The 19763-nt window shown below is 36.4% G+C and carries 35 protein-coding genes; all 35 read left to right on the forward strand.

Annotated elements, in window-relative coordinates; translation table 11 throughout:
- The first annotated feature begins 1147 nt into the window (after window positions 1-1147).
- The 35 genes from AC0KUU_RS25330 to AC0KUU_RS25500 all read left to right on the forward strand — a co-directional run bounded on the left by AC0KUU_RS25330 (window position 1148) and on the right by AC0KUU_RS25500 (window position 19753).
- A complete protein-coding gene (locus AC0KUU_RS25330; RefSeq protein WP_473453651.1) occupies window positions 1148-1381 on the forward strand; it encodes a hypothetical protein in 234 nt (77 codons plus the stop codon).
- Window positions 1374-1598, forward strand: a complete 225-nt coding sequence (locus AC0KUU_RS25335; protein ID WP_473453653.1) for a hypothetical protein — start codon at window positions 1374-1376, stop codon at window positions 1596-1598. The genes AC0KUU_RS25330 and AC0KUU_RS25335 overlap by 8 nt, the downstream gene beginning before the upstream one ends.
- The gene (locus AC0KUU_RS25340; protein ID WP_473453655.1) at window positions 1598-1870 is read left to right on the forward strand and encodes a DeoR family transcriptional regulator; all 273 of its coding nucleotides are present in this window, start codon (window positions 1598-1600) and stop codon (window positions 1868-1870) included. The genes AC0KUU_RS25335 and AC0KUU_RS25340 overlap by 1 nt, the downstream gene beginning before the upstream one ends.
- Window positions 1871-2133: 263 nt before the next feature.
- Window positions 2134-2292, forward strand: a complete 159-nt coding sequence (locus tag AC0KUU_RS25345) for a hypothetical protein (RefSeq protein WP_473453657.1) — start codon at window positions 2134-2136, stop codon at window positions 2290-2292.
- The gene (locus AC0KUU_RS25350) at window positions 2289-2429 is read left to right on the forward strand and encodes a hypothetical protein (RefSeq protein ID WP_473453659.1); all 141 of its coding nucleotides are present in this window, start codon (window positions 2289-2291) and stop codon (window positions 2427-2429) included. Before AC0KUU_RS25345 ends, AC0KUU_RS25350 begins: the two co-directional genes overlap by 4 nt.
- Before the next feature lie 145 nt (window positions 2430-2574).
- Complete coding sequence (locus tag AC0KUU_RS25355) at window positions 2575-2829, forward strand: hypothetical protein (RefSeq protein ID WP_473453661.1); 255 nt, start codon at window positions 2575-2577, stop codon at window positions 2827-2829.
- Complete coding sequence (locus AC0KUU_RS25360) at window positions 2826-3203, forward strand: hypothetical protein (protein WP_473453663.1); 378 nt, start codon at window positions 2826-2828, stop codon at window positions 3201-3203. The genes AC0KUU_RS25355 and AC0KUU_RS25360 overlap by 4 nt, the downstream gene beginning before the upstream one ends.
- Window positions 3203-3439 (forward strand): hypothetical protein, encoded by a 237-nt coding sequence (locus tag AC0KUU_RS25365; protein WP_473453665.1) that lies wholly within the window; start codon window positions 3203-3205, stop codon window positions 3437-3439. The genes AC0KUU_RS25360 and AC0KUU_RS25365 overlap by 1 nt, the downstream gene beginning before the upstream one ends.
- Window positions 3436-3807, forward strand: a complete 372-nt coding sequence (locus AC0KUU_RS25370; RefSeq protein ID WP_473453667.1) for a hypothetical protein — start codon at window positions 3436-3438, stop codon at window positions 3805-3807. Before AC0KUU_RS25365 ends, AC0KUU_RS25370 begins: the two co-directional genes overlap by 4 nt.
- A 1084-nt stretch (window positions 3808-4891) precedes the next feature.
- Window positions 4892-5482, forward strand: a complete 591-nt coding sequence (locus tag AC0KUU_RS25375; protein WP_473453669.1) for a hypothetical protein — start codon at window positions 4892-4894, stop codon at window positions 5480-5482.
- 271 nt (window positions 5483-5753) lie between these two features.
- Window positions 5754-6350, forward strand: a complete 597-nt coding sequence (locus tag AC0KUU_RS25380) for a hypothetical protein (RefSeq protein WP_473453671.1) — start codon at window positions 5754-5756, stop codon at window positions 6348-6350.
- Between the two features lie 35 nt (window positions 6351-6385).
- Entirely contained in the window at window positions 6386-6964 is a 579-nt protein-coding gene (locus tag AC0KUU_RS25385) for a hypothetical protein (RefSeq protein WP_473453673.1), read from the forward strand.
- A gap of 701 nt (window positions 6965-7665) precedes the next feature.
- Window positions 7666-7923 (forward strand): hypothetical protein, encoded by a 258-nt coding sequence (locus AC0KUU_RS25390; protein WP_473453675.1) that lies wholly within the window; start codon window positions 7666-7668, stop codon window positions 7921-7923.
- Window positions 7920-8408, forward strand: a complete 489-nt coding sequence (locus tag AC0KUU_RS25395) for a hypothetical protein (RefSeq protein WP_473453677.1) — start codon at window positions 7920-7922, stop codon at window positions 8406-8408. Before AC0KUU_RS25390 ends, AC0KUU_RS25395 begins: the two co-directional genes overlap by 4 nt.
- A 17-nt stretch (window positions 8409-8425) precedes the next feature.
- The gene (locus AC0KUU_RS25400; RefSeq protein WP_473453679.1) at window positions 8426-8656 is read left to right on the forward strand and encodes a hypothetical protein; all 231 of its coding nucleotides are present in this window, start codon (window positions 8426-8428) and stop codon (window positions 8654-8656) included.
- A gap of 4 nt (window positions 8657-8660) precedes the next feature.
- The gene (locus AC0KUU_RS25405) at window positions 8661-9011 is read left to right on the forward strand and encodes a hypothetical protein (RefSeq protein ID WP_473453681.1); all 351 of its coding nucleotides are present in this window, start codon (window positions 8661-8663) and stop codon (window positions 9009-9011) included.
- Window positions 9012-9047: 36 nt separating this feature from the next.
- Entirely contained in the window at window positions 9048-9842 is a 795-nt protein-coding gene (locus AC0KUU_RS25410) for a hypothetical protein (RefSeq protein ID WP_473453683.1), read from the forward strand.
- A complete protein-coding gene (locus AC0KUU_RS25415; RefSeq protein WP_473453685.1) occupies window positions 9814-10209 on the forward strand; it encodes a hypothetical protein in 396 nt (131 codons plus the stop codon). Before AC0KUU_RS25410 ends, AC0KUU_RS25415 begins: the two co-directional genes overlap by 29 nt.
- A complete protein-coding gene (locus tag AC0KUU_RS25420) occupies window positions 10206-10412 on the forward strand; it encodes a hypothetical protein (protein ID WP_473453687.1) in 207 nt (68 codons plus the stop codon). The genes AC0KUU_RS25415 and AC0KUU_RS25420 overlap by 4 nt, the downstream gene beginning before the upstream one ends.
- 328 nt (window positions 10413-10740) lie before the next feature.
- A complete protein-coding gene (locus AC0KUU_RS25425) occupies window positions 10741-10926 on the forward strand; it encodes a hypothetical protein (RefSeq protein WP_473453689.1) in 186 nt (61 codons plus the stop codon).
- Between the two features lie 214 nt (window positions 10927-11140).
- Complete coding sequence (locus AC0KUU_RS25430) at window positions 11141-11377, forward strand: hypothetical protein (RefSeq protein ID WP_473453691.1); 237 nt, start codon at window positions 11141-11143, stop codon at window positions 11375-11377.
- Window positions 11378-11616: 239 nt separating this feature from the next.
- Window positions 11617-11937 carry a hypothetical protein gene (locus AC0KUU_RS25435; RefSeq protein WP_473453693.1) on the forward strand — a complete coding sequence of 107 codons (321 nt, stop codon included), beginning with the start codon at window positions 11617-11619 and terminating at the stop codon, window positions 11935-11937.
- Window positions 11938-12049: 112 nt separating this feature from the next.
- Window positions 12050-12328: a hypothetical protein gene (locus AC0KUU_RS25440; protein ID WP_473453695.1), complete on the forward strand. Its 279-nt coding sequence runs from the start codon at window positions 12050-12052 to the stop codon at window positions 12326-12328.
- Window positions 12325-12876 (forward strand): hypothetical protein, encoded by a 552-nt coding sequence (locus AC0KUU_RS25445; RefSeq protein WP_473453697.1) that lies wholly within the window; start codon window positions 12325-12327, stop codon window positions 12874-12876. Before AC0KUU_RS25440 ends, AC0KUU_RS25445 begins: the two co-directional genes overlap by 4 nt.
- 2 nt (window positions 12877-12878) lie before the next feature.
- Window positions 12879-13259, forward strand: coding sequence for a hypothetical protein (locus AC0KUU_RS25450; RefSeq protein ID WP_473453699.1), 381 nt, complete (start codon window positions 12879-12881; stop codon window positions 13257-13259).
- Window positions 13260-13264: 5 nt separating this feature from the next.
- The gene (locus AC0KUU_RS25455) at window positions 13265-13504 is read left to right on the forward strand and encodes a hypothetical protein (protein WP_473453701.1); all 240 of its coding nucleotides are present in this window, start codon (window positions 13265-13267) and stop codon (window positions 13502-13504) included.
- Between the two features lie 89 nt (window positions 13505-13593).
- Window positions 13594-14031 carry a hypothetical protein gene (locus tag AC0KUU_RS25460; RefSeq protein ID WP_473453703.1) on the forward strand — a complete coding sequence of 146 codons (438 nt, stop codon included), beginning with the start codon at window positions 13594-13596 and terminating at the stop codon, window positions 14029-14031.
- 191 nt (window positions 14032-14222) lie between these two features.
- Window positions 14223-15083 carry a hypothetical protein gene (locus AC0KUU_RS25465; RefSeq protein ID WP_473453705.1) on the forward strand — a complete coding sequence of 287 codons (861 nt, stop codon included), beginning with the start codon at window positions 14223-14225 and terminating at the stop codon, window positions 15081-15083.
- Window positions 15080-15319, forward strand: a complete 240-nt coding sequence (locus AC0KUU_RS25470) for a hypothetical protein (protein ID WP_473453707.1) — start codon at window positions 15080-15082, stop codon at window positions 15317-15319. The genes AC0KUU_RS25465 and AC0KUU_RS25470 overlap by 4 nt, the downstream gene beginning before the upstream one ends.
- A gap of 180 nt (window positions 15320-15499) precedes the next feature.
- Window positions 15500-16021 carry a hypothetical protein gene (locus AC0KUU_RS25475; protein WP_473453709.1) on the forward strand — a complete coding sequence of 174 codons (522 nt, stop codon included), beginning with the start codon at window positions 15500-15502 and terminating at the stop codon, window positions 16019-16021.
- A 170-nt stretch (window positions 16022-16191) separates the two neighbouring features.
- Window positions 16192-16989 carry a hypothetical protein gene (locus AC0KUU_RS25480; protein ID WP_473453711.1) on the forward strand — a complete coding sequence of 266 codons (798 nt, stop codon included), beginning with the start codon at window positions 16192-16194 and terminating at the stop codon, window positions 16987-16989.
- A gap of 72 nt (window positions 16990-17061) precedes the next feature.
- A complete protein-coding gene (locus AC0KUU_RS25485) occupies window positions 17062-17577 on the forward strand; it encodes a hypothetical protein (protein ID WP_473453713.1) in 516 nt (171 codons plus the stop codon).
- Between the two features lie 32 nt (window positions 17578-17609).
- Window positions 17610-17969, forward strand: coding sequence for a hypothetical protein (locus tag AC0KUU_RS25490; RefSeq protein ID WP_473453715.1), 360 nt, complete (start codon window positions 17610-17612; stop codon window positions 17967-17969).
- A gap of 92 nt (window positions 17970-18061) precedes the next feature.
- Complete coding sequence (locus AC0KUU_RS25495) at window positions 18062-19015, forward strand: hypothetical protein (protein ID WP_473453717.1); 954 nt, start codon at window positions 18062-18064, stop codon at window positions 19013-19015.
- Between the two features lie 69 nt (window positions 19016-19084).
- Window positions 19085-19753 carry a hypothetical protein gene (locus AC0KUU_RS25500; RefSeq protein ID WP_473453719.1) on the forward strand — a complete coding sequence of 223 codons (669 nt, stop codon included), beginning with the start codon at window positions 19085-19087 and terminating at the stop codon, window positions 19751-19753.
- The last annotated feature ends 10 nt before the right edge of the window (window positions 19754-19763 follow it).

Here is a 19763-nt window from a genome sequence, read left to right on the forward strand (position 1 = left end):
ATTTTTTTCGTCTTTCGACTAGTACAGTTTGTACTTTTTTTATTTTCGTAGACTAGTACAGTTTCCTCAGACGTGTTTCCTGTGCCAAAATGCCGGACATCGAGTGACGGAGTTTTCGTCATACGTGTGACGGAATAAAAATTCAGTCATTTTGCTATTAAATGAGCGGAAATCCTCTGATTTTATGCTATTTCTTCTATTTTCTCCATTGTATACCATGTGATTTCCTCACACACCGCTAAATCACAGCGCTCACGCGCTATTTATCTATGCAAACGACTGTATATTTACAAGAAATTTATGCAGAGTGACGAGAAAGTGACGAAAAAAGTGCCGGAAAGTAGGACCCCTATGCAGAAATTTTATTTTCGACGCCTTTTTGGAGCGGGATCGTCCTTTCGCCACGAAGAAAACTGGAAATTCGAGATTTCGAAATTCAATTTTTTTCACCCGTTCCTTCCCCCGCCGAAAAACTCCGTCACTCCGTCACAAAGAGGTAAAAGATATATATATAATAAATATATATATATTATTATTATATATTATTATTTATTTAATAGGGTTTATGAGAGTTTTTGGCTCATTTTTTAAATTACATATTTTTACTTAAATGTATATACATGGTGACGGAGTTAGTGACGGAGTGTGACGGAGTTTTTCACTTTTTCGTCACCATATTTTTCCATTTACCTGTTTCTGACATTTAATTGACATTTTACAGTTAAATATTTACATATGTTTCCACAAGAATTTCCAGTTGATTTGTCCACTTTACCCTTAAAAGTACCTTGAAGCCTTGTGGCTCTAAGGCTGAACCCCTATGTTCCGAAATTCGGACTGGTATTTTTGTTCCTCACTTGTTAAATATTTGCACAAATGTGTAATAATGGTGACGAAAAAACCCAAAACTCCGTCACTCTCCGGCAGAACTCCGTCACTTCTCCGTCACCTATATTCTTCCTCCTAATTGTCCACCTGTTATAAGAAGAGTAACCACTACTGTTCTACTAAATCCGCTTTTCACAACATACCAAATAGTAGATAATGTTTATATAGGCAAATAGTCCTAAATTTACTTAAAAGTGAGGTGACCTAGCCGCTAAGCTATGCAGCAACTGAACCGCTGCATCACAAAGGAGTTTTATCTATGTATATGACCATTGGAGTCATTGTTCTTTTTTTAATTGGCCATTCAGCATCTATGATCACCAAGCAAAAAGAGAAAGCAGTGTACAACAAGGGACGATGCATGTGCGGAGGCGAATTCATCCCATACGAGTTGCAGACAAAGCATGAAATTGGCTGGATTTGCGACAATTGCGGAACGACGGTGCGAACAACGTGGATTACGCTTGCAAGGGGAGAAGAAGACGATGAATGATTCGTTTTTTCAGCAAATAGAGAAGGCAGAACGCTTATGTGAAATTTTAATGCCATATTCGCTCTTTAATACAGAGAAAACATTAAATGATGTGCAGCTACTTAAACAAAGAGTACTAAGTGGCCAAGATACAGTGAGTGAAAATGTGCTACGCGCAATAAATGCTTTAGTGATTCAACTATCTGAAATTCTTGAGGAACAAGGAGTGATGGTGTGATGGGAGCTAGAAGATCAGAAGTGGTAGGGTATCGAGTAGAGCGTATGAAACAAATCTATTTCTATATTAAAGAGTGCGGATCCGTTTCAACTGATAAGATTGCTGAGGAATTTAAGGTGAGTACACGTACAGTCCAGCGAGCCATTTTTATTCTTAGATATAATGGGCTGATTAAGCAATCAAGTCGCGGAATGTGGTCTGTTACCAATGTGAAGGTAAAAGTGGGGACATCTGAGGAGCGAAAAGAAGAAATTCCGCTAAGCCGCCGCTGAAGTATAAGATTATTCATTTAGAACAGTGTTCTAAATTCTTCTATATAAATAGTGTGCTCGCCCCCGAAGAGAACGCCGTCTACTTGCAGACGACGTTTTTTTATTGGTCAGCAGCTGAATCACGCCACCTGCAAGCAGCCGTCGTCATTCAGAGCACGTAACAATCGCTGTTTAAGAAGCTCATTCATAAAACAATGTACATGTAGCTTCAAAATGGTGTACAATTCAAATAGGTAAATAGTCCTAGTAACGAGGTGGTTGGGATGGATAAAGAGTTTTATAAAGAAATGTTCAAAGTGGTATGGAATTTTATATTCATGATGACAGTGGGTATCTTGTCTTTTTCAATTGTGGTAGTCATCGTGAGTATAGCCATGAAATATATTATCAAGCCTGTGTGGATGTGGGGTGTATACCATTGAGTAAAGAAGGATTGAAACAGCTGTTTATTTATATGATCGGAACATTTGGGGTACTGAACATCATTTTGACTTTCTTGCTTGTGGCTTTATATGTGCTCGGCATGTTAGGAATTATGTGGGCTTTGGCATGTGCATAATCAGAAAAACAGAAAGAGCGCCCCTACAGCAAAGGGACGCTCCATAGCAAAAACTCACATACTAAAAATAGTACCTGATGAGTATACCATATCTTTTTAAAAATATACAGAAAGCGGGGAATAGATAGTGAAATTTCAAATATCAGTGAGTGAAACCAAGTCATATGAGACACAGTTTATAGTGGAAAAACCGGAAGGAATGTCTCAAGAGTGGTTTGATGACATTGTTGATAAAGTGGAAACGGAATGTAAATACGATGACGGTAAATCTGTCGCTTATATTCTGCAAGATAAGTATGGCATTAAAACTGTTGGACTTGGCACGAACTTTCCCGACTCTCCAACTAACAGTGAAATAGAAATTACTGATGTCCGAGAAGTAAAGGAGAAATCAGAATGAGTGATAAAAAGAAAACAGACGAAGAAATCTTAGAAGAATATGCTGAAGATTTAGATGGATGGGTAGCAGAGCAAGAAGAACGTCTATTTAGAAAAAAGCACTTTGAAAGTATGGGCGTAGGAAAAGAATATGTATTTCAGTCACTTACGTTTACAGGAAACGCTTCTGGTGACTTATCTCTTGCTACAACCATTTTAGGCAACCTTGATTATGTACCGGAAGAATTAAAGAATGAGCTAAAAGGTATTCAAGATCAGCTGCATGAGTTCCAGGAGAAACTAAGGGAATTTAAGAAAGTAGAAAAAGAAATTATTAGAGAAGGTAAAGCGAAACAATTTAAATTTCTAACGGCACGTAACGAGGAGGAAAAGTGATGGCTATTAAAAGAGCGTGGAAAATGAAGTTGATGCAAGTTGGTACTCACCGTACATGGGAAGAAGAAATTCTTCAAAAAACAGAGCAAGGCGAATATGAACGTATTCCAGAAACATCAAGTGAAGAAAAAGCCCTGGAACTAGCGGAGCAAACAATAGATGGTTTCAATCGTAAAAAGCGTAGCGATGAGAGACAACGTAAAGTCATCACTGTCTTCCTGGAGGAGTTGCGATGAGTAAAAATAACAACACACCAATTGGTTGCTTATTTTCCTTTGTTGTCATAATCGTTGTGATTATCCTAGCCGCTATCACATTAGGGATCGTAGGTATGTTTAATACCAATGAATACACACTAACCGTAACAGATAAAGAAGTAAAGAATTCAAAAGAGCATAGCAAATACTTAATCTTCACTGAAGACAAAGATGGACATACAAAGGTGCTGCAGAATACCGACTCGACGTTAAAGTGGAAATTTAACTCTAGTGACATTTATGCTGAGTTAGATAAAGGGAAGACATATAAATTTAATGTCTATGGGTTCCGGATCCCGTTCCTTTCTAAATATGAAAATATCGATACCTATGAGGAAGTGAAATAGATATGTTTAAAGTGAGGCATAAACCTACCGGTGAAGTCCACACTATCTATGATGTACAACGTACAGAGGATGCGAAGATGAGGTTTCTTGTCTATATTAATCATTGGGTATATATCTCGGCTGAAAATTATGAACCATTAAAATAAGAGGAGCCCTTGTGGGCTTCTCTTTTATGTTTTTCGCCCAATAAAAAAACTCACTGTTTTTTGCCGAAAACAATGAGCAAGGTTGTTGGGAGTATCCTTTATATTTCTTTCCAAAAAATATAAAGGAGCGACACTATATGCACTATATTGAAATTTTTAACCAAAAAGCACCCTAGTAAGTAAATTATAGGTCATAGTACCTATTTTAGTCAAATAAAAAAACTTCCTTACCTGCAATAAGGAAGCGTCAGAAAGGTTTTTTTATACTTATGGGTGTGGGATAAGTATAAAAAGCCAAAATGGGTAGTAAATTACTTTTCATTATACGGTAAAAACCTTGTAAAATCAATGAAAAAGCCACTTCTTAACCGCACATCAAGAAGTGGCTTTTATGACTGTGCTGAATGTTTTACTTTGCCAGAAGTAAAAGATAAACAATTATAAAACCAACACGTAACAGAAGAACGCTTAACCTTCTTTAGTATAGTTCATTTTTCCTATACATACAATAAATACCTCTTAGAACATTTAGAAATTCAGAAAATAGGGTACAAATAAAGAAAATGGTGCTCAAATTCAGAAAAATACATATACATAAACAGAAAAAACACTTCAGATGGGGGCCAAAGTGTTTTTCTAATTCATAGAAATAGTGACAACACAGTAATCAGCTGTGAAGTATCGTATTTGGAAACGACCAAATAACGAGTAAATGTCGAAAACCAAACAGGATTCTCTTTATATTAAATACTAAAGTCCTATAAATTTCAATAAAGAAGTATAAATAAATAGGTATATCTGCTTATTTTACGTATCTGTGGATAATTACGACCTACAATCTATTTCTTTTTAAGAGAGATAGATTTAAAATAGTGTTAGACAGTAGAAGTAGTGTGAGTATAGGACATAAATAATCTTTGAAGGTGGTGAACAGGGATATGAATAAAAGAGAATTGATGAAAGAGATCGATTTCGCCTTTGAACGAGCAAGAAAGAAGGATGACTGGATTTATAAACAGTACAAAAACTTTTATGAACTCAATCAACTCTCTCACTTTCAAATCTTTAAGATAAACTGGTTCAACGGTGCTGCTCAAATAATGAGTTTAATCGATCAGTTGCATACCCTCGTTACATCTAAAGAGGACTTTGTGGCCCTTGCAAAGTTATCTGGAATAGAAGTTACTAGCAAAATGAAGAAAGCAGAATTAGCTGAGCTCGTAAAAGCAAATCCCTCTTGGCGTTCTAAGACATTTGAGTTAGAAAGACTTAGACGTGTAGATTCTAGGAAGCGCACTTTACAACCTCTCTATGAACATTTATCTTCTTTAGGTTATGAAACAGACCTATTACCTGTGAAAGTTAGTTATGGTAAATGGATGGTTGACGCTACCAATAAAAGCGGAGTCCCTGAGACAATCTATTTAAATGAAAGTCCAGAAGGCGATTCATTGTTGATCCAATCAACGTACAATGATTTTATTAGTATATTTACTGGCAACCAAGAGTTATTTGTACAACGAGTGTAAGTTGAACCCTTTGTACAATATGTGTTATAAGGAGTATGAAACGAAAAGAGAACTTTGTGACGAAAGTTCTCGCACCTATCTAGGTTAAGTTAGGCAGAGGTTTCTTTGAACGAATTTAACGCACTATTAGTCGTATTCCGTTAAGAACTTATCCCTTACCTATTTAGGTATTTCGTTTTTTATATTTTATGTGTGAGATAGCATCCCCGCCGTCTCGCATTTTTTTTGCGCTTTTTTACTGTAAATATATTGTATAGGAGGAAGTAAAAGTATGAAAAAATTGCTGATTAGTTTAGTGTTGGTCTTTGGTTTTTCTACTATCGTAACAAGCTACATCCCTACAGCCACAACGGTTGTCGAGGCTAAAGAGAAAAAGAAGAAAAAGAAAATATTCGATAAAGGGTGGAAAACATTTAAGAAGAAGTGGAAAAACAAAATGGAAATCTATGATTCTGAATTAGCGACAATTCATCCTTATAAAAAATCAGCAGGTCCCTTCGATACAGTAAGATGGGATGGCAAAATAACCACTGATGACAGAAAAACCTTTGTTTCAGCTTCAACGCAAATCGATAAGAATCAAAAACCATTGAAACGATTAGCATATGCAACTGTCATTGGCTCTACAGATGCTCATGATGATGAACAAGAAAGATACAATACAGAAATGGCCAGTGTAGTTCTTATCTTAATTGCAGATCCTACGATTCCACTTAAGAAGAGAAAACAAATTGCATTCAAGAAACTTCATATTGGTGAAGATCATGTTCAAGATGATTCCTATGAGTACTCTTATAATGGGGTTGAGTATTCATTAGAATATGACCGTGGCGTGACCACTGTAGATGCTAGAGAAATCGTTGAATAAATAAATATCCATAAAAACATAAAGGGGATGGAATTGTGGAGACTCAAACTGATCAAACAAAGACCTTGAAAGATAAAGTTATTGAGCATATTCAATTAAGTAAACAAAAAGAGAAACGTGCCTGGATTATTAATGTATGTATCGTGGCAGCCATTATTATATTATGGATGTTTGTTCATCATAGAATGGTTGAGAATTATGGAGATAATCTTCGTGATACTGCTCGTTTCATTATGGCTTCATCAGTCGAATCTGAAGAAATGTTAGATGAATATGAATATGAGTGGGCAGATGCAATCGATAATGGAAGTGACTTCAATGCTGCTCTTGAGCTTCAATACAATGAATTTGATGTTGATGGTGACATTGAAAATGTGCAAGATAAACAAGATCAAATCAAAGAAATGATGAAAGACCTTCGTGATCCACCTGAGAAATATGCAGAGGCACACCAATATTTACTCGAGCAATATGCTTCTTATCAATCTTATTCAAGATTGGCCATTTCACCTGAAGGTTCCTTACTTTCTTTTAGAGAAAAAACACAAGAGTTAAATGACAATATTAAAGAGTCCTTCGATAAAGTAACCTCTTATGCAGACTTAAGTAATTAAAAAAAGTAAGAGGGTTAAATAAGGTAGTATCAACACAAGATTTACTAGTAAAGGTACAATAAGGAGTTTATGGTACAAAGATACAAAAGATTACGTTAAAATAGTAAATGGCTCATCACTCATATGGGTGGTGAGCATTTTTTATTTCTTTTTTTATAAGATATATGGTCAAGTTATGGGGGTGGGAGAATTGAGTAATAAGACGATGTGGATGATGATTGGAGTATTTGCTCTGATTTGCGTTTTTCTCTATTTTGTCATTACAATGTTTGTCGTAGGAGAAAAACCGCCTGATGCCCCAAATTGAGAGCTCTAGGCATATAATCCATTAGATTAGATGAGAATTCATTGAAAACCACTAGATTCCAATAGAATCCACTAGAAGTATATAAAGATAGTGGGTTTCTTTTTTAAAACTTGTCTAAAGAGAAGTTAATCATTATGATGGATAAAAGATTAAAAACATTTCTAATTACCGAAGGTTACCTATCGGGTGTTGCAAAACATTATAATGTAGTGGACAATAGTAACGGTAAGTTGGTAACAATAGACAATATAATTAACATATCTAGTAAAGATGTCATTGAACCTAACAGGCAGTATGTAAAGGTGTTCAGCATTTAAACCATATTAGGGTGTGGCATACTTATTTTGCTACATCCTTTTTTCTATAACTATAGATAAAAGGGGATGGGTGGATAATGGCAAATAAGAAACTGACTAAACAAGATTTGATTAACTTTCGAAATGAGTTAGATCAATTATATAAAAAGTATGGAGTTTATTTAGAAACTGATGGTGGAAATCAGGATATCTTCTTAGGAGATCCTGAGACTCATTCTGAAATGATTTATGTTGTCTTCAATAGAGAAGAGAAAAGATATACTCTTTGGGAAACGATTATAGGAGAATATCATAGTAGAGAATATAAAGAAATCAAAGAGGATGAAGACAAATGAAGATAGATCATTATGAGTTTGAAGCTAAATGGACAACAGATTGTGGAGGGAAACAAGATTTTGATTTCCCTATAGTCGAAGTTAGTGTAAGGTATTGGCCAGACTTTAATGCTCAACCTACAATTTTGATTGGAGAAGAAAAACTTGTAGAGTATGAAGGATATATTAATGGTGGAAGTGAATTAGAAACAAAGAGATTAGTCGAAGAATGGGTTAGGGAGCAAATTTCAATCATTATTCAGAAACTCACTAATTCAGAAACTCCATTAAATAAAGTAAATAAATTAAGAAAAGTGTATGCTCATTTAGAAAGGTCCAAACAAGGAAACTATATGCTTCAAAAATCTGAAGGTGTTACAGACATCGGAAAGTTTGCTTTCTATATAGATGCGTTAAACTATGCTTCTACATTAGGGTGGAACTTAGTTCAAACGAATATCTTAGAAGATGGGCGCTCTATTCATATATTAGTTAAAGAATTATAGATTGAGGGATTAGGTACGTGAGATATGGCAAAAGGGAAGAATTAAATATACAGAAAGTAAATAACTTAAAAACTTATCAAATGGAGAAGGGGATTATTTACGAAAACTCTTCTTATGGTAAGGATTTAGGAAAACGCTTTAAATATGCAAGAAAGACTGATGAAGGATATTTAGAAGTAAGTAATGATTTAAAATACTGGACTATGATTAACATAGGAAAGATTTCAATATTCCCAAAAAGGAAGTGAAAAGATGAAAATCCTAACAAGAGCAGAATTATTAAAACTTCCTTCAGGTGTATTGTATTCTACCTTCCATGCATCTTACGTGTTTAGCGGTTTGTATTTAAAGAAAGAAAGTTTCTTTAATGAATGGAATTATGAAAATTTAACAGATAATGTAGAAGGATGTTTTTCCAGTGAAGACATTGCAAAGATTGCTGTAGATTCTGAATTAAATAAAACATCCTTTGAAATAGATCTGTATCGTGAAGAAAAAGATAAATTAGAAGATAGTCAATTATATGCTGTTTATGAACAAGAGGATATTAAACAACTCTTAATGAAATTAATGGATTCTGCAGTTGGGTATCCAAACATCTAGTACATCATTAAATAAAATTAAGCAAAGGGGAATTGGATGAAAAAGAAAAGCTTAGAAATGATGCTGCCTACAGAAACAAGTAAAGAAGGTATTGCTAAGGAAGTAATAGGATTATTTAAAAAGAATTGGAAGACAAGCAGAAACTATAACCCTAAAAGTTTCGTTACTTTTATAGAGAAACAAAATCCATTCGTTCATCCTGTCGATGAGCCAGCTTTTGAGGGGCATTCATACTATTTAACAGAACTAGTGTACGCCTCAAGAGCTAATGACACAAAAACGTTGGAAAAAATTGAGGGTTATGAGCTTGGATTGAATGAAATAAGGAAATGGAATAATAAGGGTGGATTATGTATCTATACAAGTGTACTACTCTATAAATTATTAACAACTCCAGGATATAGTTCTATTAACCCCAAACAAGTAAAGTTTCATCAAGGATTCTATATTCATGATGTGATTCCAGGTTCGCTTCTTTCTATGATAGCGAAACGTAAAGTAGGTCTGCATGCTTTTCTCACGTTTAATGATGCTGTACTGGATGTATCGATTCAACAAATTTATGATGAATACGATTTGATGGAGCCTGCTTTCTTCTATGGAAAGTTCCCACCAAATACAACATTCTACGGTTATGAAGAAACAGAGAAAATTATTAATAAATATTTATATCGTATTCTGAAAGACAATGGACTAACTGAAGAAGAATGGTTAGACCATCACATGACCTGTGCTGTTAATCTCGTGAGGAAGCAAGCAGATGAGTTAGCAGCAAATCTTAAGGAAAGGAGGAACGAAATAAGTGAAGCCCTTCACCTTCCTGCCGAATAAACTATACACATTCAGTTCACAAACAACTGTCTATAATACAGAAATAGAGTATTTGTATAAAGGTGAAGAGAAGGAGCTTCACATATTAGATTTGGATAGGCCTGGTCGAAAAAGCGTAACGAATGCGATTTGCAGTGGATTTATTGAAAATCTTTTGGAGCATCCAAAGAAACATTTCGGATGGGTGGAAACGGATAAATACGATATCTACAGGACTTTCGAAATTTTTCTATACGGAACAGATGCTATGATTAGTAAGTGGAATGCTACAGATGGATTTACTTATGTTCCAAATTCACACACTTCTGCTTATTCACTATTTATAGAAAAAATGAATAACTCTTATAAAAAAGGAGAATTACTGTGAATACAGAAAAGTATTATTTCATCTCGTATAAGTGGACGCGGCCAGGAATAAGCGGATGGGAAACATCGAACATAGTAGTAAAGGTTCACCCTTTAGAGTGGTTAAAAGATATGATTACTAACTTTGAAGATACGTATCGCATAGTGTTTTACGATGAAATTAGTAAAGAACACTATGATCTGCTTTATGGATGGATAGACTGAAGATACAAAAAAACCACGTTTAAGTTGCAGAAACGCGGTTTTAGACAGTATGTGATAAGTAAGAACTTTTAGCTAACAAAAAGAATTATACTAAAAAATGTATATAGTGTACATGTTATTTATACCTATTTATTGTGACAACTTTTCAACAAAAAACAGGCTAAAAGTACGGATAGTAAAACCGCTTAACCACGTATTTTTTTCCAGTTTTGGTAATCACAATAAATCTTTTGTCCCATACACAAAAAAGAGTTATGGCTCTACAATAAAAAGGTATAAAGAGATATGCTAAAAGTCACTACTTACGATTGAAGGAGGTTTTGGCAAAATGGGTGGTAAAAAAGAAGAGACAGAGGATAAAGAGCTGATTAAAATGGACCGCATCTTAGAAAAAATGAGAAGGGCTGGCTTAAACGTAAGTGAGCAGGAAGCCAAAGAGGTCGGCATTGAAGGGGTTATGGAAAAAATCCTTCAAGCGTATCAAGTAGAAAAGAAGAATAATTCTTCCAAGTAACAGTATAATAGAAGTAGGCAAAATGGTGTGTATTGACTACGTTCTTTTATAAAAAATGACATAAGCGTATTTCAAATGGCTATGCATTCGACATCTAATGTCGAAAGTATAGCCATTTTTGTGTGCATAAATAGTCCTATCGTTCGAAGAAAAGAAAATGGTTTTTTTGTATACTTTTGGTAAGAAGAAAAACGAAACGGAGAGGTGACCGGGGATGCAAAGAATTTCAAAGCCTGTTAAGATGTTTTTAGTAGCGGTAAATAGTAAAAATGTTGAAAAAGCGACGATTAAATATACAGAAAAAGGGAAAGGGAGAAAAAAGACCCTCCCAAACAATTCCCTAATTATTGGCGTAACGACAGGTACATCAGACCATGAGGTTATTAACAAAATAGCTATCAATCATAAGTTACCTGTGGAAATCCTAACAGCATTCGAACTATCGAACTAAAAAAATGTACAAGCTATCCATATTATAAGGGAGAAGTATGCCCTTTTTTGATAGCGCAATCATTTTTTTAAATAATTTGTATCTTATCGCTTAATACGAATGTACGTTTGGTGTATAATGAAGAAAATCACCAAATGATTACAATTAAGGAATATCTAATGTATAGTAAAAGAAAAAAAGCGTGCGCGTCCATGCGAACTATAAACAATACTTACTTTGAAAAAAGGGGATGGAGTGTAATGAGTGTACAAACAATAAACGGAAAAAGTGAAATGATCGGTAGTCTAAAAGTAAAATGGTATCTAACACCTTCTCAGACTTTCAAAGTAACTATCTTCAAGCTTGATAGAAACAATGTCATTAAAGAATGGGAATTCGAAGAGAGTCCAATTACTGAAGCGATTTCACATTCTTGGTACGAGTATGTACTAAAAAGCTTAGAGCAGCATATCATCACTTCTGATAGCTTAGGCTTAATTCCAAAGTTTCTGCAAAACACTACAACAAATGATGCTGAAGAATTACTTCTCATGGTATTAGAACGTCTAAAAGCCATGTAACCCACAAATACATTTTCCGCATTCAAAAGCGTAGGTATGTGCTACCTGCGCTTTTTTATATGCGGTAGATCTTATATAAGAATAAGAATATCTAGGAAAAGGGGCAGGAGTTATGACAAAAGAATTGAATTTCTATTACCGTATCGAAAAAGAAGCTGGTCTAGGTATTAATACGGAAACCGGCGAAGATACAGAAGTATATATGCAACGCACGTTTTATTTCGAAAAGCCGCTAACTCCTGAGAAAGAGAATCAACTTAAAGCCTTAGCGCTTTTAGATTCCGAAGACATATTTGGTGTGGATCACCAGTATATTACGCCGATAAGTAAAAGTGAATATGATCGAAATACAGAGGAAGACGAAAACGAATCGAGGAGTGGACCAACATGAAAAACAAAAAGATGATGTATGTGATAATTGGTGGATTAGTAGTTTTAATAGGATTAGCTGCAGCTTTTTCTTACACAAAGAATACGATTGTAAAAGAGAGTGTGTCCGATGTTAGAAACGAAGACTTACCAATTTCCAAAGAAGATGCAGAGTACTACAGCTTTTATGAAGAGCAAACTGAAAAGCTGGAGCAGCTGCACAATGAGTTAGAAAGCATCGACAATGATTTAAAAAATAATATCTCTACCAACGTTGCGAACTATGATGGCATCGAACGTAAGATGTTAACTGAAATCAATACTATTCTTGAAAATGACTATGAGCCAGAAGCGGAAGAGGTTCAAGAATTAAAAACAAATATGGTGACGTTTGCTAATGCTTATAGCGATTATCTATCTGCAGAACGCGAAACGATTGAATATAACTCCAGCTCAAATCAACAGACGCTTGCAAATCGCGAAGACGAGTTAGAAGATGCTCGTAGTGAGATGGATAGCATCGCAAATGATGTTGATTGGAAATACGATTTAATTAAGTGGGAGGAATAACGGTGAAGAAACGTAATGCTCTTTATACAACGGTTGTCATTACCAAACAAGAAATTGTATCAGCTACGCACTTTGATTACAAAGAAGCGAAAGAGGATTTGATTAATTCTCTTTCTGTCTCTTTTGATCAGATGAATGATGAAGGACTAATTTTTGAAGTGACGGGCGAAGGCCCATCTAAGCCGCTCTTTAATATACGCTCCTTATACAGCGGGGATCCAGAAGAAGAACGTGAGCCTGCAAAAGAACATCCAAATTTGCGTTTTTTCTTCAAATGCGAGCATTGTGACGGAACTGAAGGAAAAATGCTTGTAGATGACGATAACGACATTATAGTAAGGTGTCACAGCTGTAAGAAGCCGACGTACATCCAGGGAGGTTAAAAACGATGCGGGATAAAAATCATCAATACCACGTCTACAATGAACATATCAGTATCATTGTGACGATCGGTACCAAAGACGACGAATATGCAACTATTTTCGGAAAACGAACAGCTGTTGATTTTTTTGAAGCAACGGAAGATCAATTAGATAATGTGAAATGTGAATATATTTGCTCTTTCTTTTTAGATAGCGCTATATCGGTAAATCATTTAAATAAGGCTGTTGAACATGAGAAAAGTTGATGTGTGCCGCTTATGTGGTGAAAAGTGCGGAGATTATTGTAACGATAAAGGGTTATGCCAAAAATGCTATGAGGAGGTCTATGAACAAGATGACGAATAAAAAAGGTTCCCAGGCAAAGTATTTTGATGGATTACGTGAGGTTGTGCAGCAACATGTGACATTGGATTTAAGCTCCATTGAAAAGATTGAGGCTGCGGTGGATCGGTACCTTAAAACTCAAACGTATTTAAGACGGTTGACAAAGAATCATTATTCCCGTGAGTTGATTGTTTATATTGCTGGCCAGCGTATTGTTGAATTGTCCCTAGAAACATTAAAGCGGCGCAAAGAGACAGAAGGGTATTATGCCTCGTTAACTGAGCTGCGTAATTACATCTTTACTAAAGTACACAAAATCGGATTGTACCATATTGTGTTTTCTGCACCAGAATTCATTCCTGTTCGACTGATGAGTGATTATGAAGACTATCTTGAAAAAGCATACAATGACATCTTTGCATCTGAAGAACCTGAGTTAGTGGTGTAACGATTATTTTGTTGTGCTCATTTTATAGGTAAAAAGAACTATAAAGTAGTTTCATCTCTCTTTGACTTTATGTACAATGAAAGTAGCGCAAAGAGAGCGATAGACATGCAATTGTCACGCTAAGTAAATCTCTTAGCGTGACTTTTTTTATTTCGATTATAGGTATAAAGAACTATATAAGGAGTGGGAGAATGGAGAAAAAATATAATAACGAATCCACAATGAGGTTAGCTGAAGTTAAGCCTGCTGATAAAGAAAAAGGAACAGAGGCGGAATTAGTATTTGTAGACGAGGTGACAGAAGAACGTGGTCGTTACGAACGAGATGCTGTTGATATTGTTATTCCTTCTAATCATCTGGAATTGGTTCATGACACCATAACTGACTATAAGAAGTGGCTGAAAGAAAATGAAGCACTTCAAGAAAAAGTTGATTTAGCTGAAACAGAAGAGGAACGCTTAGAAGCAATAAAAGCACGGTCACTTCATTTTAAAGACCGCTTTGCTGGTGTTGTCTCGAAAGATATGGGGGATCGACTAAGTCCTTCTAAAATAAAAAAGATGTGGGAAAAGTTCATTTGTGGAGAATACCGCGATTTCTTACAGGCTCATGTTAACCTAACGATGAAAGATATCGTAGAAATTGGCGTTGATAAATTCTTCTATGTTATGGGATGGAAGAAACCTAGTGATGTGTCTAAGTGGCGTAACAACAAAGTACGTATCGGGTATTGCTGCCATTGCCATGATCAATTTGTTCCGATGATTCTGCAGTACAATCATGGTTTATGCTTAAATTGTAAGGTTCATTATTCAGAAACGGCTATTCGCAACTTCGTGATCCGTACCCTGAATGAATCCAAACGATACCACGAGGCACAGCATGATATGATGATGGATTTCCATATCATGTTCTATCATGACGAACAGTTCCGTCGTATGTTCTTAGTTGGTGATGAATTCGCTATACAAATGGAACAAACGGAAGGAGAAGTTCCGGAGTGGGTGCAGCTGCCACCACATTTGCGTCCTGAAGGTGGCCAGCAATCATGAGTAAGAAACCTTTTGATACAGAAAATAAAAATATGACATTTGGACAATATTTGCGCTATCGTCGGGAGAAGGAAGAGAACGAAAAAAAGCGTAAGGAAACGATGCCAGCAGCTGAAGTAAAGCCTGGTAGGTGCCCTGAATGCGATAATACAAAGTTTTCTTTACGGGCAGAGCCGGGTATATTAATTAGAACTTGTGAAACTAAAGGTTGCGGGGATGTGCAAATATTCGACTAAACGTAGCGTTGATAAGAATAGGGTTCGTGTGGCTTGTACATGGTACTATAGTCCTATATCAACCTACCATGTCGGTGCTTGAGAAGAAAAAACATGTTCCGAGCAGAACCGTTTCGTAAAACACCAATTGGCTAGGTTGATAATATCAGATTCTTTTTATGTTTAGGGAGGTGCAGTATCATGAATCCTGATTCTGTCACTGAGCAACGTTTACGGCTACTTGAAGATAACCAGCGCACCTTTAACGTAGAAATGAAAGAGGTTGTGAAAAGGTTGAATGGTCACGATACGTCTATTGCGAAATTCGAGTTTATATCTGAATCCATGCGTAACGATTGGGCCCAAACCAAAGGCGACATCAAAGAAATGGTCGATAAACAAAATCAAGTGGCTGCGGAAACCAAACTCGCTATGGAGAAACAACATGAAAAAATGATGGAGACGCAAAAGCTAGCGGCACAAGAAGCAAAGCGCTCTTTCGAAGAACAACATCGTCTCATGATGGAAACGCAAACAAAAATGTTTGAGGCAAATACAACAAGTAGTAACAACGTTATGGCTACAATTAAAGACATCACAATTGAAATCATCAAGCTTCTCGTTATTATTTCTGGAGTGCTCGGAACTTTGTATGGAGTTGGAAAGGCGACAGGTAAGATCAACTTCGTGCATACGACTCTACAAATGATGGGGTTGATGTAACATCGTTGGTTCATCGTAAAAAGCTCTACTTTTTCTTAAAGGAAAGGTAGAGCTTTTTACTTTTTTAAAATATAGTACTTTTTTCATAGAACACGTATTCCATTATAGGTACAAAGTATTATATACTATTAGTAGGGAATTCCAAAAAAGGAAGAAGAGGTGCTTCTTTTTTGCAGGTATCAGGAAGTATTCGAGATTTTCAGAGTTTAAAAGTTATCCAAAACCAGCTTCAAGCGCATGCGGTTTTTTTCATTTCACCCAATGTCGTTTTGATGACGGGGCGCAATCCGAAAGAATACGCCTTTTTTAAAACAGGCTTGCTAATTGAATCATCGTTCATGGTGTCAGCCATTCAATTTCGCAACATGTTCCTTTATATGAAGCAAGGAGAGAAGCGGTTGAAGAATTCACCATTTACATTCAAGAGAGTTCCTTTATCGACGGTCATCTTTACAGAATCTTCGATACGCTTTGTTGGAAGTGAAGACTTTCAAATGGAAGTCCCTAATGCTCATTCCGCTGTACCGAAGGATATCGAATTAAAGTTAGACCGCTACTTTCTGTCGTCGTTTGATCGAGAGGCACCTTTTTATAAAATACCGTTCAGTGGTGTATGTCAGCTTCTTTCCGAATTGAAAGAACATAAGCCGGGTTTTGGAAGCGGAATACAATCACGATATGAAGCTGGATTGTTTAACCGTCATAATCAACTGTCAATGAAAATCATTCGTAACCGCGAAGTGATTGAGTTTGACACAGGCGTTCATCAGTTTGATAGCAACAAAAAATATGCAACATTACCGTTTCGATTATCAGAGCCAGTACTACGAGTGCTCAATACCTTTACTCATATGTTGGTGTTTGATGACCTTACGATTTTGAATACGGAAGAGTTTTCTATTATGGAAGGTAACTCAAACGGATTAGTTTTCAAAATTCGCACCTACATGAAAAGTAGCACCTTTTAGATAAAGGTGTGACAAGTATAGTGGGAGAACAAAAGGTTTCTTCTTTTTATTTCTTTGAAGGGGGTGTTCGGGATGGCTTGGAAAGTAATCGAGTATATGGATATGAATCCACAAGCGACTCCGAAAGATGTATTAGCACATTTTGCAGAAGTGTTGGAAGTTGACGATAACATTACTTACGTCAACAAGGAGGTTGATAAAGTACTAGAAGTGCGTGATCAACTTCGTCCGCTGTATGCAAAGAAAATGGATGCAGAGCAGCACTTAGCTTTGTTGAACGGAGACTTCGATGCAAAAGTAATGATTAAGTTTCCACCACGACAAGGCAGTGAGAAAGATCGTAAAGCATATAAGCAAGAACTGCAAAAAGAATCTGAGGTTTTTAATGACCTATCAAGCAAGTTGAATCGTTTAAAAGATGAGGTCGAAGTTTTGGAATCTGATATGGAGGATATACAACAACGAGCCAAAAATGGCCGTCGTGTACTCGAGACATTTAACGGGTACATGATGTTTTTACTTAACGTTCAGAATCAACCAGCTACTGCTTCTGTCGATTCAGCACCATCAAACCATAATGCATTTTAAAAACCGATAACGCTTAAGGAGGCGGACTAATCATGACAAAACGTAAATTACAAGACTTATTAAATGAAATTACAGCTGAGGCATTCAAGGAGGCTTTATTAAAAGCGAATCCTAAACTAAAAGGAAAAACAGATGAGGAATTAGCTGAGAGCTTATCACTGACTCTTAATCAGTACCGCCACTTAACAGATAAGGCTATTAGCAAAAGCGTGAACCAAAAGCTTTTATCTAAAATTGAAGCTGAGTTCAAGCAAGGCAATTCATTAGAAGTACCTCACTTATTTAACGTGAGAGTGTATGAGTCTGCGGTTAATAAGAATGAGCAAGGCTTACCTAAGAAGAAACTGAGCTTAACAGCACGTGAAAAAGCAAAGAGAATGCTAAACAACTAACCCTGCACTTTTATGAAATTAATAAAATCATAATTTAATAATTAATAAAAACATATATGCATAATTGCATAAAAATTAGGAGGAAATCCATTATGGCAAAAGCTGAAAAGAAAGAAGCAGTAGTAAAAGAAGAGAACGTTGAGGCAGTAGAAGAAAAAGTAGCAGCAACAGAAGCGGCGGCTGAAGGTACAGCTGTAGCTACTGTTAATACAGACGTAGCAGTTAAGGATGATGATGACGATTGGGATTTAAATGATCTAGGATTCGATGATGATGAGTTAGATGCATTATCTGGTCTTGCTTCTATTAATGCCAGTGACATCCGTGTACCATACGCAAAGCTTTATTCAAAAGTTGCCAAAGATCGCAAGTTAGGTGACATCGAACTTGTAGACGGTACGCTGATCCACGGTGAAGCAGGCGAAGCACTTGAGGGTTTATGTATTCTTAAAATCCAAACAGTTCGCGTGTACTTCCCTGAAAAGTATAGCAAAGACAATACGTTTATCTGCCGTTCATTAGATGGCATTAAGGCAGCGAAAGATGGTGAGTTTGCGGGTACGATTTGTGAAAAATGTAAGTTTGCAGAGTATCCAGAAGAAGGCGGTTCTAGCCCATGTCGTGAGCAATTACTTCTACTTTGCACAGATGCTGAAGGTACATTGTTCCACTTACTTGTGTCTGGTATCAACGTGCGTGAGTTCAAACGTTCATTCATGTCAGTTGATATGATGAAAGGTTTGGGTATCACGAAGAAGAAACTAAAACGCAATGTTCTAGGTGCTCTAAACATTCGTGTGACAGTGAGAATGGAAGACACTGATTATGGTCCATTCCCTGTAATGCAATTCCGTGTGGTAAAAGAACAGCCGCTTGTTGGTAAAGAGCGTTTAAAAGGAAATCTTCAAGCACTAAGCTCTTACTTAGAGTTCGAACAAGAAGCGCTTGAATCAGCTGCTACATTTGCTCAAACAGAACAAAGTGAGTATGCAGAGAGTGATCCTGTAGGAGCAGGAGAGGGCGGAGACAACGACAACGCGTTTTAATCTAACCAACAATGGCCCTGCCATCCCGAGAGGGTGGCAGGGCTCTATTTTTCTTTCGGGGGATACGTAATGAATGTAATGTGTTTTGACTTATCAAGTACATGTATCGGAATTACATTTGCTCAACTACGAAAACAAAAACCTATCTTTGTTCGCACATTAGCCGTGATACCACAGCTACCTACAGGCAAGACATTAGGATATACAACGCAAGAGCCAAAAGAAATTCACTCAAACGGGAATGTCTTCAAAGGATTTTTAAAGCCTGGAGAGAGTCGCATTTCAAAAGCAGAAGCGACAAAGCGGTTAAGTGAATTCAAAGTATTTAAGCATCGCGAGCTATTAAAAGATATCGGCAAACAATGTGGCCGCTTCTTATATAAAGTGAATCCATCGATTGTCGCTCTTGAACGTAACAAGGCCTTCAACGGTGTACTCACGACAAAACTTCTAGCTGAAATTGCTGGAGGCATTTACTTTTATGCAGGTTCCAAGAATGCGGATCTACACGATGAAGATGAAGCCACAATACGAGCCAAGATTAGAAAAGATATGGCGCACGTAAATGTAGCGGAAGATGGCGTAGTTGCGCTTAATACCAAATGGGAGATTTATAAAAGACTGCAGTGGTATTTTGAAACGAATTATCCTGGGCTCGTTGATTTTTCAAAGATGACAATGGATGAATCGGATTCTTTAGCCGTCTTTTATCATTTGCTCACAACACATTTGTCTTAAGGGGGAGAAT

It is taken from the genome of Priestia sp. ST2, from assembly GCF_055810735.1.

Bases quoted from the DNA above. Each gene is read 5' to 3' on its own strand.
- AC0KUU_RS25410 (WP_473453683.1), top strand. From the start codon at position 9,048: ATGAAAAAGAAAAGCTTAGAAATGATGCTGCCTACAGAAACAAGTAAA.
- AC0KUU_RS25470 (WP_473453707.1), top strand. From the start codon at position 15,080: ATGAGTAAGAAACCTTTTGATACAGAAAATAAAAATATGACATTTGGA.
- AC0KUU_RS25360 (WP_473453663.1), top strand. From the start codon at position 2,826: ATGAGTGATAAAAAGAAAACAGACGAAGAAATCTTAGAAGAATATGCT.
- AC0KUU_RS25500 (WP_473453719.1), top strand. From the start codon at position 19,085: ATGAATGTAATGTGTTTTGACTTATCAAGTACATGTATCGGAATTACA.
- AC0KUU_RS25445 (WP_473453697.1), top strand. From the start codon at position 12,325: ATGAAAAACAAAAAGATGATGTATGTGATAATTGGTGGATTAGTAGTT.
- AC0KUU_RS25370 (WP_473453667.1), top strand. From the start codon at position 3,436: ATGAGTAAAAATAACAACACACCAATTGGTTGCTTATTTTCCTTTGTT.
- AC0KUU_RS25390 (WP_473453675.1), top strand. From the start codon at position 7,666: ATGGCAAATAAGAAACTGACTAAACAAGATTTGATTAACTTTCGAAAT.
- AC0KUU_RS25375 (WP_473453669.1), top strand. From the start codon at position 4,892: ATGAATAAAAGAGAATTGATGAAAGAGATCGATTTCGCCTTTGAACGA.
- AC0KUU_RS25395 (WP_473453677.1), top strand. From the start codon at position 7,920: ATGAAGATAGATCATTATGAGTTTGAAGCTAAATGGACAACAGATTGT.
- AC0KUU_RS25495 (WP_473453717.1), top strand. From the start codon at position 18,062: ATGGCAAAAGCTGAAAAGAAAGAAGCAGTAGTAAAAGAAGAGAACGTT.
- AC0KUU_RS25440 (WP_473453695.1), top strand. From the start codon at position 12,050: ATGACAAAAGAATTGAATTTCTATTACCGTATCGAAAAAGAAGCTGGT.
- AC0KUU_RS25475 (WP_473453709.1), top strand. From the start codon at position 15,500: ATGAATCCTGATTCTGTCACTGAGCAACGTTTACGGCTACTTGAAGAT.
- AC0KUU_RS25460 (WP_473453703.1), top strand. From the start codon at position 13,594: ATGACGAATAAAAAAGGTTCCCAGGCAAAGTATTTTGATGGATTACGT.
- AC0KUU_RS25365 (WP_473453665.1), top strand. From the start codon at position 3,203: ATGGCTATTAAAAGAGCGTGGAAAATGAAGTTGATGCAAGTTGGTACT.
- AC0KUU_RS25435 (WP_473453693.1), top strand. From the start codon at position 11,617: ATGAGTGTACAAACAATAAACGGAAAAAGTGAAATGATCGGTAGTCTA.
- AC0KUU_RS25485 (WP_473453713.1), top strand. From the start codon at position 17,062: ATGGCTTGGAAAGTAATCGAGTATATGGATATGAATCCACAAGCGACT.
- AC0KUU_RS25430 (WP_473453691.1), top strand. From the start codon at position 11,141: ATGCAAAGAATTTCAAAGCCTGTTAAGATGTTTTTAGTAGCGGTAAAT.
- AC0KUU_RS25380 (WP_473453671.1), top strand. From the start codon at position 5,754: ATGAAAAAATTGCTGATTAGTTTAGTGTTGGTCTTTGGTTTTTCTACT.
- AC0KUU_RS25335 (WP_473453653.1), top strand. From the start codon at position 1,374: ATGAATGATTCGTTTTTTCAGCAAATAGAGAAGGCAGAACGCTTATGT.
- AC0KUU_RS25330 (WP_473453651.1), top strand. From the start codon at position 1,148: ATGTATATGACCATTGGAGTCATTGTTCTTTTTTTAATTGGCCATTCA.
- AC0KUU_RS25340 (WP_473453655.1), top strand. From the start codon at position 1,598: ATGGGAGCTAGAAGATCAGAAGTGGTAGGGTATCGAGTAGAGCGTATG.
- AC0KUU_RS25345 (WP_473453657.1), top strand. From the start codon at position 2,134: ATGGATAAAGAGTTTTATAAAGAAATGTTCAAAGTGGTATGGAATTTT.
- AC0KUU_RS25490 (WP_473453715.1), top strand. From the start codon at position 17,610: ATGACAAAACGTAAATTACAAGACTTATTAAATGAAATTACAGCTGAG.
- AC0KUU_RS25455 (WP_473453701.1), top strand. From the start codon at position 13,265: ATGCGGGATAAAAATCATCAATACCACGTCTACAATGAACATATCAGT.
- AC0KUU_RS25425 (WP_473453689.1), top strand. From the start codon at position 10,741: ATGGGTGGTAAAAAAGAAGAGACAGAGGATAAAGAGCTGATTAAAATG.
- AC0KUU_RS25405 (WP_473453681.1), top strand. From the start codon at position 8,661: ATGAAAATCCTAACAAGAGCAGAATTATTAAAACTTCCTTCAGGTGTA.
- AC0KUU_RS25465 (WP_473453705.1), top strand. From the start codon at position 14,223: ATGGAGAAAAAATATAATAACGAATCCACAATGAGGTTAGCTGAAGTT.